13 protein-coding genes are annotated in these 15,040 nt (G+C 64.8%); 10 read left to right on the forward strand and 3 right to left on the reverse strand.

The window, feature by feature from the left end:
- The first annotated feature begins 108 nt into the window (after positions 1 to 108).
- From F812_RS0114495 to F812_RS23990, 4 genes are all read left to right on the forward strand, one after another.
- Complete coding sequence (locus tag F812_RS0114495; RefSeq protein ID WP_020086704.1) at positions 109 to 3,906, forward strand: vitamin B12-dependent ribonucleotide reductase; 3,798 nt, start codon at positions 109 to 111, stop codon at positions 3,904 to 3,906.
- A gap of 113 nt (positions 3,907 to 4,019) precedes the next feature.
- Positions 4,020 to 4,292 carry a hypothetical protein gene (locus F812_RS0114500; protein WP_020086705.1) on the forward strand — a complete coding sequence of 91 codons (273 nt, stop codon included), beginning with the start codon at positions 4,020 to 4,022 and terminating at the stop codon, positions 4,290 to 4,292.
- Positions 4,293 to 4,706: 414 nt separating this feature from the next.
- A complete protein-coding gene (locus F812_RS0114505) occupies positions 4,707 to 5,057 on the forward strand; it encodes a hypothetical protein (RefSeq protein ID WP_020086706.1) in 351 nt (116 codons plus the stop codon).
- Between the two features lie 197 nt (positions 5,058 to 5,254).
- Positions 5,255 to 5,872: a hypothetical protein gene (locus F812_RS23990; protein WP_020086707.1), complete on the forward strand. Its 618-nt coding sequence runs from the start codon at positions 5,255 to 5,257 to the stop codon at positions 5,870 to 5,872.
- Positions 5,873 to 5,970: 98 nt separating this feature from the next.
- On the opposite strand, the gene F812_RS25560 is transcribed toward F812_RS23990, so the two are convergent.
- Both F812_RS25560 and F812_RS0114520 read right to left on the reverse strand, forming a co-directional pair.
- Entirely contained in the window at positions 5,971 to 7,140 is a 1,170-nt protein-coding gene (locus tag F812_RS25560) for a septal ring lytic transglycosylase RlpA family protein (protein WP_083929201.1), read from the reverse strand.
- A 159-nt stretch (positions 7,141 to 7,299) separates the two neighbouring features.
- Complete coding sequence (locus F812_RS0114520; RefSeq protein ID WP_020086708.1) at positions 7,300 to 8,043, reverse strand: competence/damage-inducible protein A; 744 nt, start codon at positions 8,041 to 8,043, stop codon at positions 7,300 to 7,302.
- A 118-nt stretch (positions 8,044 to 8,161) separates the two neighbouring features.
- Between F812_RS0114520 and sfsA the strand changes: the two genes are divergently transcribed.
- From sfsA to F812_RS24000, 3 genes are all read left to right on the forward strand, one after another.
- Positions 8,162 to 8,875, forward strand: a complete 714-nt coding sequence (gene sfsA / locus F812_RS0114525; protein WP_020086709.1) for a DNA/RNA nuclease SfsA — start codon at positions 8,162 to 8,164, stop codon at positions 8,873 to 8,875.
- A 146-nt stretch (positions 8,876 to 9,021) separates the two neighbouring features.
- Positions 9,022 to 9,516 carry a peptide-methionine (R)-S-oxide reductase MsrB gene (gene msrB, locus F812_RS0114530; protein WP_020086710.1) on the forward strand — a complete coding sequence of 165 codons (495 nt, stop codon included), beginning with the start codon at positions 9,022 to 9,024 and terminating at the stop codon, positions 9,514 to 9,516.
- A 145-nt stretch (positions 9,517 to 9,661) separates the two neighbouring features.
- Positions 9,662 to 10,252 (forward strand): SH3 domain-containing protein, encoded by a 591-nt coding sequence (locus tag F812_RS24000; RefSeq protein WP_198011206.1) that lies wholly within the window; start codon positions 9,662 to 9,664, stop codon positions 10,250 to 10,252.
- Positions 10,253 to 10,328: 76 nt separating this feature from the next.
- Here the strand turns inward: F812_RS24000 and F812_RS0114540 are convergent, their stop codons facing one another.
- On the reverse strand, positions 10,329 to 12,419 hold the full coding sequence (locus tag F812_RS0114540) for an elongation factor G (RefSeq protein ID WP_026868143.1): 2,091 nt from the start codon (positions 12,417 to 12,419) through the stop codon (positions 10,329 to 10,331).
- A gap of 497 nt (positions 12,420 to 12,916) precedes the next feature.
- On the opposite strand from F812_RS0114540, the gene F812_RS0114545 reads away from it, so the two are divergent.
- From F812_RS0114545 to F812_RS0114555, 3 genes are all read left to right on the forward strand, one after another.
- Complete coding sequence (locus F812_RS0114545) at positions 12,917 to 13,177, forward strand: hypothetical protein (RefSeq protein ID WP_156827437.1); 261 nt, start codon at positions 12,917 to 12,919, stop codon at positions 13,175 to 13,177.
- A gap of 209 nt (positions 13,178 to 13,386) precedes the next feature.
- The gene (locus F812_RS0114550; protein ID WP_020086714.1) at positions 13,387 to 13,827 is read left to right on the forward strand and encodes a c-type cytochrome; all 441 of its coding nucleotides are present in this window, start codon (positions 13,387 to 13,389) and stop codon (positions 13,825 to 13,827) included.
- 44 nt (positions 13,828 to 13,871) lie between these two features.
- Entirely contained in the window at positions 13,872 to 14,600 is a 729-nt protein-coding gene (locus F812_RS0114555; RefSeq protein ID WP_020086715.1) for a cytochrome b/b6 domain-containing protein, read from the forward strand.
- Positions 14,601 to 15,040: the final 440 nt, after the last annotated feature.

Raw genomic sequence — 15,040 nt, forward strand, 5'->3', positions numbered from 1 at the left:
TGTGTCGCAGCGGCCGCGGGGGAAGTGTGTGCCGGCTTCTGAGGACGCCGAGACGTGTGGATGAGGACACACGACGAGGTTCAAGGGCCGACGGCACAAGGGGGAACTATGAAAATTACGCGGCGCTTCACTCAGGCTGGAAAGTCTCCCTACGAGACGATCGAATTCCGCCGCGCCACATCCGAGATCAAGAACCCCGACGGCTCCGTCGTCTTCCGTCTCGAAGGCTTCGAGGTGCCCGAGGATTGGAGCCAGGTCGCCGCCGACATCCTCGCTCAGAAGTATTTCCGCAAGGCCGGCGTGCCCCGCCGCCTGAAGAAGGTCGAAGAGACGCAAATCCCGTCCTGGCTCTGGCGCTCTGTGCCCGACGAGCGCGCGCTCGCTGTCCTCCCCGAGAAGGAGCGCTTCGGCGGCGAGACCGACGCCCGCCAGGTTTTCGATCGTCTCGCCGGCACCTGGACCTACTGGGGCTGGAAGGGCGGCTACTTCACCACCGAGGACGACGCCCGCGCCTTCTACGACGAGCACCGCTACATGCTCGCCCGCCAGATGGGCGCGCCGAACTCGCCGCAGTGGTTCAACACCGGCCTGCACTGGGCTTATGGCATCGACGGCCCCAGCCAGGGTCACTTCTACGTGGACTTCGAGACCGGCAAGCTCACCGTCTCAGCCTCTTCTTATGAGCACCCCCAGCCGCACGCCTGCTTCATCCAGTCCGTGAACGACGATCTCGTGAACGAGAACGGCATCATGGACCTTTGGGTGCGCGAGGCGCGCCTCTTCAAGTATGGCTCGGGCACCGGCTCCAACTTCTCGAGCCTGCGCGGCGCGAACGAGAAGCTGTCGGGTGGCGGTCGCTCGTCGGGCCTCATGAGCTTCCTCAAGATCGGCGATCGCGCCGCCGGCGCCATCAAGTCGGGCGGCACCACGCGCCGCGCCGCCAAGATGGTTGTGGTCGACGTCGATCATCCGGACATTGAGGAGTACATCGGCTGGAAGGTGCGCGAGGAGCAGAAGGTCGCCGCCCTCGTCACCGGCTCGCGCATCTGCCAGAAACGCCTCAAGGCAATCATGAAGGCGTGCGTCAACTGCGAGCGCGAGAGCGGCGCGGTGGACGGCAGCCACGATGAGCGTTGCTTCGACCCCGCCAAGAACCCGGCCTTGAAGCGCGCCATCAAGGAAGCACGCCGCGACGACGTGCCGATGAACTACGTCCTGCGCGTCATCCAGTTCGCGCGCCAGGGCTACAAGGACATCGAGTTCGACATCTACGATACCGATTGGGACAGCGAGGCCTACCTCACCGTCTCCGGCCAGAACTCCAACAACTCGGTGCGCGTCACCGACGAGTTCCTGCGCGCCGTCGAGGGTGACGGCACCTGGAACCTGACCTCACGCACCACCAACAAAACGGTGAAGACGATCCGCGCCCGCGATCTCTGGGAGCAGATTGGCCACGCCGCCTGGGCCTCCGCCGATCCGGGCATTCAGTTCCACACCACCATCAACGACTGGCACACCTGCCCGCAGTCGGGACCGATCCGCGCGTCGAACCCGTGCTCCGAGTACATGTTCCTCGACGACACGGCCTGCAACCTGGCGTCGCTGAACCTGCTCACCTACCGCAAGGCCGACAAGAGCTTCGACATCGAAGCCTTCGAGCACGCCTGCCGCCTCTGGACCATCGTGCTCGAGGTCTCGGTGCTGATGGCGCAGTTCCCCTCGCGCCAAATCGCGGAGCTCTCCTATCGCTACCGCACGCTGGGTCTCGGCTTCGCCAACATCGGCGGCCTGCTCATGGCCTCCGGCATCCCCTACGACTCGGCGGCCGGCCGCGCGATCTGCGGCGCCATCTCGGCGCTGATGACCGGCATCTCCTACGCCACCTCGGCCGAGATGGCGGGCGAGCTGGGTCCGTTCCCAGGCTTCGAGCCGAACCGCACCGACATGCTGCGCGTGATGCGCAACCATCGCCGCGCGGCTTACGGCCATAGCGAAGGCTACGAGCAGCTCTCCATCGCACCGGTGCCGCTCGATGCCGGCAACTGCCCCGAGCAGCCGCTCGTCGAAGCTGCCCGCAACGCCTGGGATCTCGCCATCGACCTTGGCGAGAAGTGGGGCTACCGCAACGCGCAGGCAACGGTGATCGCGCCAACCGGCACCATCGGCCTGGTCATGGACTGCGACACCACGGGCATCGAGCCGGACTTCGCTCTTGTGAAGTTCAAGAAGCTCGCAGGCGGCGGATACTTCAAGATCATCAACCGCGCGGTTCCCGAGGCCCTGCGTGCCCTCGGCTACCGTGAGAGCGAGATCGCGGAGATCGCAGCCTACGCGGTCGGCCACGGCTCGCTGGCGCAGGCGCCTGCCATCAACCATGGCTCGCTCGCGGCCCGCGGCTTCACGCCGGAGGCCATCAAGAAGATCGAGGCGGGCCTCGGCACCGCCTTCGACATCAAGTTCGTGTTCAACCGCTGGACGCTCGGCGACGACTTCCTCACCGGCACGCTGAACGTTCCGGCGGCGAAGCTCGACGAGCCGTCCTTCGATCTCCTGGCCTACCTTGGGTTCTCCAAGAAGGACATCGAGGCGGCGAACGAGCACGTCTGCGGCGCGATGACCCTGGAAGGCGCTCCGTACGTCAAGCCCGAGCACCTCCCGGTGTTCGATTGCGCTAGCCCCTGCGGCCGCAAGGGCAAACGCTACCTCTCGGTCGACAGCCACATCCACATGATGGCGGCCTCGCAGCCCTTCATCTCGGGTGCGATCTCGAAGACCATCAACATGCCGAACGAGGCGACGGTTGAGGACTGCAAGGCGAGCTACCAGCTCTCCTGGCGTCTCGCGCTCAAGGCCAACGCGCTCTATCGCGACGGCTCCAAGCTCTCGCAGCCTCTCAACGCGCAGGTGCTGGGCGACGATGTCGACGAGCAGGACGACGCTGCCGAGCAGATGACCGCGGACAAGCCGCAGGTTCAGCGCATCATGGCCGCGGCCGAGAAGCTCGCGAAGCGCGTCACCGAGCTCGAGAGCGAGCTGAAGTTCGCGAACGACCGCGCGAACGTCCGCGAGCGGGCCAAGATGCCGGGCCGCCGCAAGGGCTATACCCAGAAGGCCTCCGTCGGCGGCCACAAGGTGTACCTGCGCACCGGCGAGTACGATGACGGCGCGCTCGGCGAGATTTTCATCGACATGCACAAGGAGGGCGCCGCCTTCCGCTCGTTGATGAACAACTTCGCCATCGCCATCTCGCTCGGTCTGCAGTACGGCGTGCCGCTTGAGGAGTATGTGGAGGCCTTCACCTTCACGCGCTTCGAGCCCGCGGGCCTCGTGCAGGGCAACGAGACCATCAAGAACGCCACGTCCATCCTCGACTACATCTTCCGCGAGCTTGCGGTCTCCTATCTGGGACGCAACGACCTCGCACACGTCGATCCGCGCGAGATCGTGGGCGAGACCGGCCTCGGCTCCTCCGACGAGGAGACCGACGAGCAGCTCGACCTCGACCTGCCGGAGAGCGTGACCAAGGTCGTGTCGAAGGGCTTCATGCGCGGCAACTTGCGCCTCGCCTCGGGCGGACGCGGCCATCACCACGAGACCGAGACGTCGCTCTCGTCGCTCCAGCGTGATCTCGCCCCCTCCTATCCGATCTCGGAAGGTGCGACCGCGCTCTATGCCTCGGAGGGCGCCACGGCGCTCAAGTCCGACACGGAGGTGATGTTCCACCGCACGACGGTTTCCGAGACGAAGGTCGTGAAGGCCCGCACCACATCCGATCGCGTCGCCGAGGCGCGCCTCAGAGGCTACGAGGGCGTCTCGTGCCCCGAGTGCGCGAACTTCACGATGGTGCGAAACGGCACCTGCCTGAAATGTGACACCTGCGGCTCGACGAGCGGCTGCTCGTGACGAATGACGAGGGCGGGTCCGAAAGGTCCCGCCCTTTTTTCGTTTCAAGAAGAAAAGCCGGCCGAGGGAAGGAACACAGAGGACATCGCAACACGAACACCGAGAGGCCTGCCTTGACGCCTGCCACTCCTTTCGAGCTTCTCGAGCTCCCCGATGGCCGCTGGTACGTGGCCCGGCCCGCCGCGATGGCCGGCATGACCCTCGTCGCAGGCTCGTTCGCCAGATTGGAGACCGCGGGAGAGGACACATCAGCGCCAGCGCAGCCTTACGCCGATCCCGTGGGCGTCTACGCCTCCAGAGACGAGGCAGAGCGCGCGATCGTCCGCTCCGCGCCAGCACCCGGCGGCCCGCTCGCTCCCTTCGCGCAATGGATGTGTCGCGATTGAAAGGCTGACTTTTGGCAGCAAATAAAGGTGCATAGCCAATTGCGCCGCTATTCCCCGTTCCCCACATAATCCACAACCGGCAGACGCCCGCGCCTGTGGATCGGGCCATCGCGCAACAGACAGTGACGGCAAAAAGCGCAAGATGGCCAAAGGCGTGCGGGGCACGTCAGGCGTTCGACCGCATGTCTTCGTGACGGCGGCCTGCGCAGGAAGGCTCCGAATACGCTGACGGTCATGACCACCGCTTCGGACCCCATCAGCCTGAAGCGTCGATCATCGGCCGTACTGCAGACGTAGAAACTCACTGTGCAGCGCACAGACGGTTTGTCGAAACGCAAAGCCGTCCTGGGCGTTCAAGCGTTACGTTGAGGAGAAAGCCGGAGAAGAAGCAGGAAGACGCAAACGAGGTCGACCGTGACCACATACATTCCCAGGCTCGCACGGATCACATCCGGAACAGGCGCGGGAAGGAAGCGCCCGCCACACCCCGAAGACGGCCAAGTCTTCGAGGAGAGGCCCAACGACCCGGTCATACTTCGCACCCTCGCGCGTCTCACCCCTCGGATCCGCACGCAGCTCGGCATAGGCACGGCGTTCTCGGACGACGCGCTCCTGGCGAGCATCGTCTCCATCGCGCGCCATCCCTCGCATGAGGAACGGTGGCACGCGGCGGAAGCCTCCACGCTCGCTCAGTATCTCGCGAGTACCGGCACGGACGTCGAGCGCGCCCTGGTTACGCTCCTGTCCATGTTGCCGAAACCTTAGACCAGAGTGCGCTTTCCGCATGTGAGTATGGAAAGCGCGCGACACCCAACCGGCCCGAATCGGTTCAGTATCGGCCCGGACGTGCAAGTTACTGAATTCAACTACACTGAGACGCCCTTCAAGACCCGCCTGCCTCGTATCGCGTTCCAAAGAGGTAAGTTCTTGGCCCGGCCTCAAAAAGCGATACGGAGCTTTTCATGTCGTCCGCTGGCCTCGCGGCCCCTGCCGTCGTCTATCTTCTGGCCGACCATCTCGATGCTGCCCTCGCCGCCGGCGAGGACCTTCTGAAATCCACGCTGAGCTGGAACGCCGGCGATGCCCGCTCGCCCGAGGGGCTCACCGATCAGCGCCGCGAGGAGCGCGAAGCCCTCGACGCCGCGCGCGCGCTGGAAATGGTGCTGCTGGCCCGCGTGCTGAAATCGCGCGAGACCGCCCACCAGCTCGCCAAGACCGAGCCCGAGTTCAGGCTGGTCGCCCGCCTTTACACGAGCGGCACCGACATCGTCGCCGAAGCCGCGAGCGAGCTCTCCGACGAGACCGCCAACGCCTTCGAGACCGGTGACGGCATGACCGCTTACCTCCGCTCGCGCGGCTTGATCGCCGAGGACGCGGCCGCCCCGCTCGAGGCCGCGAGCCTCACCGTGACGGAGCAGTTCCTCGTTGCGGGCCGCATGAACCTCGGCGCACTGCTCGATCTCGTCGCGATGTTCCTCGATACGCTCGAGACGCACTACGAGCTTTACGAGCAGCCCGCGCGCGCAGGCCAGACGGGCTCCGCGCAGCCGGCATCTCCCACCACGGGCGCGGTAGTTTGAGCAGACGGCGCCGCAACCGCGCAAAGAGATAAAGAGATAAAAGAAATCGCCCGCTCCGAGGCTCGGAGCGGGCGAATTTCATTTAGGCGGCGGCGCGATCAGCCGTCGTTGCCGTCACGCGGGCTGCGGCCCAGCGCCGAATACGCGCGGCGGCCCATCGGCTCCTGCGGCGCAATACGGTCCATGCCGGCATGCGTATGGCGCGCGAAAACCGACATGTCGTTCGTGCCGTCGAGCGTCACGATGCGCGACTTGCGCTGCGGCTCACGCTCGAGAGTGGCCACCTCGACAGGCTTGGTGCGTACAGCCTCGCGCTTCTGCTGCTTGGCTGCCACGCGATACGAGCGAGAATTGCGAGAGGCCGTCCGCTCGGCGCGGCTCTGGGTCTCGGCCACGGCGCGGCGCACGGGCTGCCGTTCGACGGCCGTCTCCGCACCAGGCTGCTCCATTGCCGCCACAGCCACCGAAACCTTGACCGGTGCGATCTCTGCGGGCGCGGATACGGCCTGAACGACATCAGAAGCCGCGAGCGATGCGAGCTGGACGGCGCCGTCGGCCGGTATGCCTGCTTGCGCGACGGCCGTGCCGCTCGTGCCTGCCAGATCCGGCGGAAGCGTGAGCCCGGCGACGGCGAAGCCGGCCGCCACACCCGCATGGGCCTCATCGAGGCTCGCGAACTTACCGATATAGCCGGGCAGCGGATCGTACTTGCGGCCCTTCTTGTAGGCCGCCTCAGCCGCGGTCGGCGCATCCAGAACCCGGATCTTGAGCGTCGCGACGCCCTGGCCCGAAAAGCCGAGCTTGTCGGCTGCCCCGCGCGACACGTCCAGCTTCCGCCCGCCCCAATAGGGACCGGCGTTGTTGACCCTGAGCACGACCGACGCCTGCGTGACCGGAGACCAGACGAGCAACGTCGTTCCATCCGGATAGGTAGGGCTCGCCGCATTGTCGGCAGCATCGGCCTGGAACACTTCCCCCGAAGATGTGAGGCCGCAGGGATTGTAGCGATCACGCTTGCAGGAATCGTAGAACGAGGCGGAGACGGTCTCTTCCTGGCCGATCATGGCCTCCGTCTCGGCAATGGTCTTCACCCGGTGGCATTTGCCGTGAAAGCAATAGGTCTTGCCCGGCGTCTTGGCCTCCGCCTCGCCGCCACCCAGCGCGGTGGTCAGAAGCAAGGCGCCGAAAGCCGTTGAAAGGGATGAAAGTCCTACCCGTCCGATCTTGTGTGCACCCAAAGTCGCAAATCTGCGCGTGAGGGTTCTCATCGATCAGCTCCATGTCTGTTTCTGTTCGGGATTGGCCAGAGACGGCAGCCCCCCTGCCGTTAACTCTGTGGCGCCGCGAAAAGAGCAGCTGCAACGCAGCAGGGCGAGCGGCAAAGTTGCCGCATAGTTAATTTTGCACGCCGTTCAAATTAAGGCTGTTCAGAGAAATGCGCGTTCCACGAGTGCGCGCTCGAGACCTGCACGCGCCTCCTCGAGGCGGATCGGATGGGGGCTGCGGAGGACCAGCTCGGTCCGATAATCCCCCTCCACGAAAGAGGGATAGCTGCCCATCACCACGTCTGGATAAAGCCGCTGATGGGCGGCAAAAAGATCGGCTATGTCGCCCTCAGGCTTCCGGACAACAATCGAAACAGCGTTCACTATAGGTCCGGTCCTGAGTTGCTGTGTCGCAGCAAGAAGCATCGCTTTCATGATGTCCGGCACGCCCGCCATCACGATCACATTGCCGATTTTGAACCCCGGCGCGGCCGAGACGCTGTTGACGACGAGGTCGGCCCCAGCCGGAATCCGCGCCATGCGTAGCCGCGCCGAGGTGAGTTCGATCCCCCGCGCCGCATAGACGGGTTGCATGAGCGCCACCGCGCGCGGGTCCACATCCACGGTGACCCCGAACGCAGCCCCGATGCTGTCGGCGGTGATGTCGTCGTGGGTCGGCCCGATGCCGCCGGTCGTGAAAACATAAGTGTAGCGCGCCCTCAGCGCATTCACTCCGGCGATGATATCGGCCGCGACGTCTCCGACGATCCGCACCTCCTTGAGCGCGATGCCGATGTCCGTGAGGTGCTCGGCGATAGTGCCGATGTTGCGGTCCTTGGTCCGCCCCGAAAGGATCTCGTCGCCGATCACGAGCACCGCTGCCGTGATGATGTCGCTGCCGGTCACGAGTCTATCTCCCTGGTACGTCCGCTCGCTTGTTCTTATCGCGATCATAGCAGGACGGAAGCCCTCTGCCTCGGTTTGGCTTGCAGGCCGCCGCCAACCTCCCTAAAGCTCGCCCGCCATGAAATTTCCATCCCCCCTCCTCCGCGGGCGCCTTGTAAAGCGCTACAAGCGCTTCCTCGCCGACGTCCTCCTCGACGACGGAACGGCCGTGACCGCGACCTGCCCGAACACGGGCTCCATGCTAGGCCTCGCCACTCCCGGAGCGACCGTCTGGCTTTCCGAAAGCACGAGCGCGACGCGCAAGTATCCTCACACCTGGGAAATGGTCGAAGCCGATCTCGGACGCGGACCCGAGCTGGTTGGCATCAACACCAACCACCCGAACCGCCTCGTTTCGGAAGCCATCCCAGCCGGGACGATCCCGGAGCTTGCCGGTTACGCAGGTCTGCGACGCGAGGTGAAGTACGGCGTCGCGAGCCGTATCGACATCCTGCTGGAGGATCCCGCCAAGGGCCTCGCCTATGTCGAGATCAAGAACGTGCACCTCTCGCGCACTGCGGGTCTCGCCGAGTTTCCGGACTCGGTCACCGAGCGCGGCGTGAAGCATCTCGCCGAGCTCAGCGCCATGGTTGCCGCTGGCCATCGCGCGGTGATGCTCTATCTCGTCCAGCGCGCAGATGCCGAGCGCTTCACGTTCGCGGGCGACATCGATACCCGCTACGCCGAAGCCTTCCGCACCGCACACGCAGCCGGCGTCGAGGCCATCGCATACGCCTGCCGCCTGACCCCCGAGGAGATCACCGTTACGCGACGTATTCCCATCGAGGCCTGAAACGGGCCATACTGCGAACATCGAACGCCGCGCGAAACTCTCATCCGCGTGGCGCGTACAAACAATAGAGAGATGCGGACGGGATCAACCGGCCGCCGGGATGGAAATGCGAAGTCTGCGCCGCAGGGCGCAGGAGGGTGCGTACAATGCTGAGCCGACGAAACGTCGCGATCTCCGCTCTAGGCTTCATCTTTTCGGGCCTATCCGCCCGCAAGGGTCAAGCCGCGCAATCCGGCCCGCAAACCTTCGAGGTTGTGAAATCCGAAGCACAATGGCAGCGGGACCTCACGCCTCAGCAATTCGACGTGCTGCGGAAGCACGGAACCGAGCGTCCGCGATCGAGCCCGCTCGACAAGACCTACACCGAAGGTGAGTACCGGTGCGCCGGCTGCGGCCAGCCGCTCTTTTCATCGGCCACCAAGTTCAACTCCGGAACCGGCTGGCCGAGCTTCTACGAGCCGCTCGAAAATGCCATCGGCAGCTCAACCGATTTCAAGCTCGTCTATCCGCGCACCGAGATCCACTGCCGCCGCTGCGGCGGACATCTGGGGCACGTGTTCGACGATGGTCCAGCCCCCACGGGGAAGCGCTATTGCATGAACGGCGTGGCGCTCACCTTCGTGCCCGCACCCGCCCGCTGAGCGCCGCTTTCAGCGCCATTTCTCGCCACAAACCTTGCGGCATTTGTAAACAAACCAGCGCCGGATTTCGTGCGTTAGTGCCGTTGTGCATGTGTGGGCAATGCTCTGGTCCACCGACTGCGCACCAACCGCACTGAGGGTTCCGATGAGAAAACTGAAACTGATGGGCGCCGTCCTCGGCGCTACATTGATGGGGGCGGCCGCCGCGCACGCAGCGCCCGGTTATTCGACCGCCAACGTCAACATGCGCGCCGGCCCGGATATCGACTTCCCGAGAGTCGATCTCATTCCCGAAGGCTCTCCCCTCGAGATCAGGGGATGCCTCAGAGACGAGTCCTGGTGTGACGTGATCTGGGCCGGCAACCGCGGCTGGGTGATCAGCGAATACCTCGCCTTTCAGCGGCGCGGCGACTACGTGCTTCTGCCCGACGTGGGCCTCTCCGCGCTCCGCATCCCCGTGGTTCGCTTCGCCGCCAACGACTATTGGGGCCGGCACTACGTGGGGCGCCCCTGGTACGGAGAGCGGACCCGCTGGTACGGATATAAGCCGCGTCCGCGCCAGAATTGGCACGCCCCGCCGCCGGGCAAGCGTCAGCCCGGCTGGTGGCGCTCCGGCTATCAGCCCTACGGCGGGATGAAGCCGCCGCCGGAGCACGGCTGGAAACGTCCAGACCGTCCGGGCGGCCCCGGCGGCCCGCCGCCGCCCAACCGCTTCGACGATCGCGGCCGCCGCTGATCGCAACGACCATAAAAAAGAGCGGGCCTTCGTGGGCCCGCTCTTCGTTTTTGCTATCAAGACGGCGCGCCGCGCCTCACTCCGCCGCCTCACCATGGCTGACGAGAACCTGGTCCGCGAGGCGTCCGGTCAGCTCGGCAAGGTGATCGAAGCGCGCCGTGTAGGTGCCGACACCCGACGTCGCCGAACGCAGCTCCACGATCAGGTCCTCGATCTCCGCTTCCGGAATGTGGGCCGAGACGACATCCCAGCCCGGCCAGCCCTTGCGGCTGTCGAAGCCCAGGATCTGCCCGCGCCGTTGCGGGATCATGCCGTTCACGCGCGCCGTCGCCTCCGAGGGAACGGAGATCTCGACCGCCATCACCGGCTCCAGCAGCACCGGCTGACACTTCGGCATCCCCTCGCTCATGGCGAGGCGCCCGGCCTGCCGGAACGCCATGTCCGAGCTGTCGACGGTGTGGAACGAGCCGTCCGTCAGCGTCACCGCGATATCGACCACCGGGAACCCGAGCGGACCGTGCTTCATGTAGTCCGACACGCCGATCTCGACCGACGGGATGAACTGCTTCGGCACGACGCCTCCCGTGATGGTGTCGTTGAACGCGAAGCCCGCCCCGCGCGTCTGCGGCCGGATCGACAGCACCACGTCGCCAAACTGGCCGTGTCCGCCCGACTGCTTCTTGTGACGGCCGCGGATCTCCGTCGGCTTGCGGATCGTCTCCTTGTAGGGAACGTGCCGCTTCTGCCTCTCGACCACCACGCCGTATTTGCGCTGCAGCCGCTCGAACGACACGCGAAGATGCATCTCGCCCTGCCCTTTGAGCAGAACCTGATGCGTCTCGGCGTTGTGCTCGATGACGAGCGAGGGATCTTCCTCGATCAGCTTCGCCAGCGCCGACGAAAGTTTCACCTCGTCCTTGCGGTCCTTGAGGCCGATGCCGGAAGCGAGCACGGGCTCCGGAATGTCGGCGCCGCCGATCTGCACGATACCGGCCTTCTCGGTCGTGATCGTGTCTCCTGTGCGCACGTGATCGAGGCGGCCCAGCGCCACGGTATCGCCCGCATGCGCCATTTGCCGCTTCTGCGTCTCCTCGCCCTTGAGCGAGAACACGCCCGCCACGCGCTCCTCGTTGGCATCTCCACCGGTCACGCTCGCGCCATCCGCGAGGTCGCCGGTGAGAATGCGCGCGATCGAGAGTTTGCCGCCGTGCCCCGTGTAGAGCGTCTTCATCACGTAAGCGGCGCTCTTCGCGTTCTCCACCTTGAGGCGCTTGGCCGTGGCGGTCACGAACGGCGCCTCGTGACGCAGCGCTTTCAGAAGCCGCAGGATCCCGTTGCCGTTCTGCGCGCTGCCGAGCAGCACGGGGCAGATGAGCCCGTCCTCGAACTCCCGCGAGAGATCGGAGAACACGAGCTCCTTCTCGGGCGCGAGATCGGAGAGCAGCTTCTCCATCAGCGCGTCGTCGTAGTCGGCGAGTTGCTCCAGCATGTGGAAGCGCGCTTCCTTCTCGTGATCGAGATCGGACGCCCGGATCTCGACCATCTCCGAAGGCGCGTTCTTGCGGAACAGGAAGGCCCGTTCGAGCGCGAGATCGATGAAGCCGGTCGCGACGCCGTTTTCCCAGATCGGGATCTGCCGCAGCACGAGCGGTTTGGTGGAGGCGGGCTGCAAGGCCGGAATGATTTCGCGGATCGGCGTCTCGCAGGCGTCGATCTTGTTGAGGAACAGAAGGTGCGGAATGCCCCGGTCCTCGAGCTGCTTCAGGATCACCTGCAGCGCAGGGACACGTTTGGGATCGGGCTCGGAAACCACCACCGCGGCATCGCAAGCCGTCAGCGCCTCCGCTCCCTCGTACTGGAATTCGATGGAGCCCGGGCAGTCGATGAAGGTGAACGTGTCGCCGAGGAAGCTCACATCGGCGATGTTGAGCGCAACGCTCATGCCGTGTGCGCGCGCTTCGGGGGAAGCGTCACCCACGGACGTCTTCTCGGCGACCGACCCCGGCCGCACGACGCCGCCCGTCCGGGCAATGATGGATTCGAGGAGAGATGTCTTACCTGAGAGAAATGGGCCGATCAGTGCGATGCAGCGGGTGCTGCGGCCCGAAGATTGCCCAGAGCCGGCACCCGTTGGTGATGTGCCCCTTGGGCCGTCGGATTGCCCCATGGTGTCCTCCTTCCCGCTCCCCGGATTTTGAGCCCGGGTTGAGCGCTACGAGGCGCAGAGGGATGCGCACGTCGCGCACCTCCCGCGCCTCTCGAAGGAGCGCGACGAGCTGATGGTCGCGCCGGCGAAGGAAAGACGCAAGAGGCTTCCTGCTTAATCTTGCTCTAATCATTGCCATCCAAACTCGAAGGCATGAGTCGTGAGGAGGGGAAGCACACGAGAGCCTCAAGTTGTTGCGTCGCAATAAGTATTCGCAGATGCGCAATGGGGTTTCGTGAAGAATGTTTCCAAAAATTACTTGAATTAAGGCGATCCTCGCCGCATCATGAAAGTGTCAGCTTGGGCGCGTAAATGCTTCAAGATGACGGTTCGAACGGTGCTGGCAGGCAACAAGAAACCGCCCGGGAGAGGCAAAGGCTAGGCGACAAGGCGCGGGCAAGGTTCATGGAACCAAATGCCTACATGTGACGCTTACCCTTCAAGGAAGGACGTGCCTCATGAGTAGAGAATCTCTGAACAGATCGCTGGTGAAGGCCGCCGATGCGGCGGGCTACGCCATGGCATCGAGAGAAGAGGATCTGACGGACTGGACCCTGCGCCAGCCGGAAGTCGCTCTTCGCAATGGACACGCCGCTGCGGCCAACGCCGCGCGCCGCATGTCGTTGCCGTTTGCCCGCTTCGAGCACTGGATCGCACACATGCTCTCGTTCCCGGAATTCCGGGCGCACACTCCGCGCGCTCTGCTCCCGAGCCGCTGAGCACTGAACTCTACCCTCAAACTCTACCCGCATGTCGACATCACGAGCCCTGCCTCCAAACAAGGCGGGGCTTTTTACGTGGACGTCCCCGTATTGATCTGGTCCGCGCGTTTGTTGACACCCCCGGGGCCTGATGCAAGCCTCCACGACGGAAAGTGCGAACCCGCGCCGTTCACTGTCGACGGGTTGGATAGGAGGAGAGATTGCCGATGCGCCGAGTTCTTTGTGCGGTTCTTGCCGTCACCCTGGGTACGACCATTGCCGCGGCTCAGAACACAACGATCATCAAGGAGCGGAAAGAGCACTTCAAGAAGATGGGCGACACGGCCAAGCCGGCTAACGCCATGTTCAAGGGTGAGGCGGATTTCGATCTCGCAGCCGTCCAAGCCGCCCTCAAGGTCATGCAGGAGAAGGCAGCGATCCTGCCGACCCTGTTCCCCGACGACGCAAAGACCGGAGGAGAGACGGAAGCTCTTCCCGTGATCTGGGAGAAGAAGGCGGACTTCGAAGCGCGCTTCAAGAAACTCGGCGAGAGCGCGAAAGCGGCTGAAGCGGCGATCATGGACGAGATCACCTTCGCCGACACCTGGAAAAGCGTAATGGGCAATTGCAGCGGCTGCCATAAGGAATTCCGCAAGCCGAAATCCTGAGCCGCACGCTTCGCCTGACACCACCCGGGGAACGCCGAGCCACGATGCCAGAGACGTCCAGTGAACCGCGCACCGTACACGTCTGGGACCTTCCCACGCGACTGTTTCACTGGACGCTCGTCGTGCTCATCGTCAGCGCGTGGGTGAGCTACGAATTCGCCGAAGCCATCGGCGACGAGACGCTGGTCTGGCACCGTGCCAACGGGCTCGCCATCCTGACGCTCATCGTGTGGCGGCTGATATGGGGCGTATGGGGCTCGTCCACCTCGCGCTTCTCGGCCTTCGTGCGATCCCCAACCGCCGTCCTCGCCTACGCCGCCTCGCTGCCCGGCGGCCGCAGTATGCGCTATCTCGGGCATAACCCGCTCGGTGCGCTGATGGTGCTCACCCTGCTCGCCACCCTCGCGGCCATTGGCGGCTTCGGACTGTTCGCCACCGACGACAACGATCTCGTCGGAGGGCCGCTCTATCGCCTGGTCAGCGAAAGCCAGAACGTGCGGGCCGCGCGCCTGCACGACCAGATCTTCAACTTCGTTCTGCTTCCGCTGGCGGCGCTCCACATCGCCGTGAACGTGCTCTACACGTTCGCGAAGAAGGACCCGTTGATCCAAGCGATGGTAACCGGAAAGAAGCCGGCCGCGCCCTATGCGGACGCCTCAGAAGCGGCGGTCGTGACGAACCCGCTCGCACGCGCCGCGATCTCTCTGGTGCTCGCCGCCGCGATCGTGCTGGGCGGCATCCTCGCCGCTGGCGGCCGACTCGCGTTCTATTGAAAACGGCCCCGAGTGAACACGGCTTCGCGCCGGCCTCAACGCCGTGCAGACCAGCCGCCTCTTGCCCTGCGCACCTTAACGTCAAGCGCATCCGCACCCCGACCTCCATCGGCGTTCCCCCAACCGCAGCAGACCGCCCTTGAGGCGGGGCAGCTTGCCTGAACGCCAGAGCGCATGGCCCTGGATGGCCGGGTCAAGCCCGGCCATGGATTTGGGGGGGCGCGCAACGTGAAACGTGCCCTGTGTGAGAGGTGTCTGGATCCCGGCCTGCACCGGGATGACGTCGAAGGAAGGCATACGGCGCAGACAAAAACAACGTCACCCCGACGGAGGTCGGGGTCCAGCCACCGTGGAGGAGGCGATCCGCTTCCACGGGCGCGGCCTCCCGGCGCCATGCCTCGCATGACAGCCGGGACCACCACGCGCCTGCCACGTCTCAC

The sequence above is a fragment of the Hyphomicrobium zavarzinii ATCC 27496 genome, assembly GCF_000383415.1.
In the GTDB taxonomy this organism is placed as follows: Bacteria; Pseudomonadota; Alphaproteobacteria; order Rhizobiales; family Hyphomicrobiaceae; genus Hyphomicrobium_C; species Hyphomicrobium_C zavarzinii.

What these genes read in the sequence shown, in the direction of transcription:
- F812_RS0114495 (WP_020086704.1), top strand. Translation starts at nt 109, where the DNA reads ATGAAAATTACGCGGCGCTTCACTCAGGCTGGAAAGTCTCCCTACGAG.
- F812_RS23990 (WP_020086707.1), top strand. Translation starts at nt 5,255, where the DNA reads ATGTCGTCCGCTGGCCTCGCGGCCCCTGCCGTCGTCTATCTTCTGGCC.
- F812_RS25560 (WP_083929201.1), bottom strand. Translation starts at nt 7,140, where the DNA reads ATGAGAACCCTCACGCGCAGATTTGCGACTTTGGGTGCACACAAGATC.
- sfsA (WP_020086709.1), top strand. Translation starts at nt 8,162, where the DNA reads ATGAAATTTCCATCCCCCCTCCTCCGCGGGCGCCTTGTAAAGCGCTAC.
- msrB (WP_020086710.1), top strand. Translation starts at nt 9,022, where the DNA reads ATGCTGAGCCGACGAAACGTCGCGATCTCCGCTCTAGGCTTCATCTTT.
- F812_RS24000 (WP_198011206.1), top strand. Translation starts at nt 9,662, where the DNA reads ATGAGAAAACTGAAACTGATGGGCGCCGTCCTCGGCGCTACATTGATG.
- F812_RS0114540 (WP_026868143.1), bottom strand. Translation starts at nt 12,419, where the DNA reads ATGGGGCAATCCGACGGCCCAAGGGGCACATCACCAACGGGTGCCGGC.
- F812_RS0114545 (WP_156827437.1), top strand. Translation starts at nt 12,917, where the DNA reads ATGAGTAGAGAATCTCTGAACAGATCGCTGGTGAAGGCCGCCGATGCG.
- F812_RS0114550 (WP_020086714.1), top strand. Translation starts at nt 13,387, where the DNA reads ATGCGCCGAGTTCTTTGTGCGGTTCTTGCCGTCACCCTGGGTACGACC.
- F812_RS0114555 (WP_020086715.1), top strand. Translation starts at nt 13,872, where the DNA reads ATGCCAGAGACGTCCAGTGAACCGCGCACCGTACACGTCTGGGACCTT.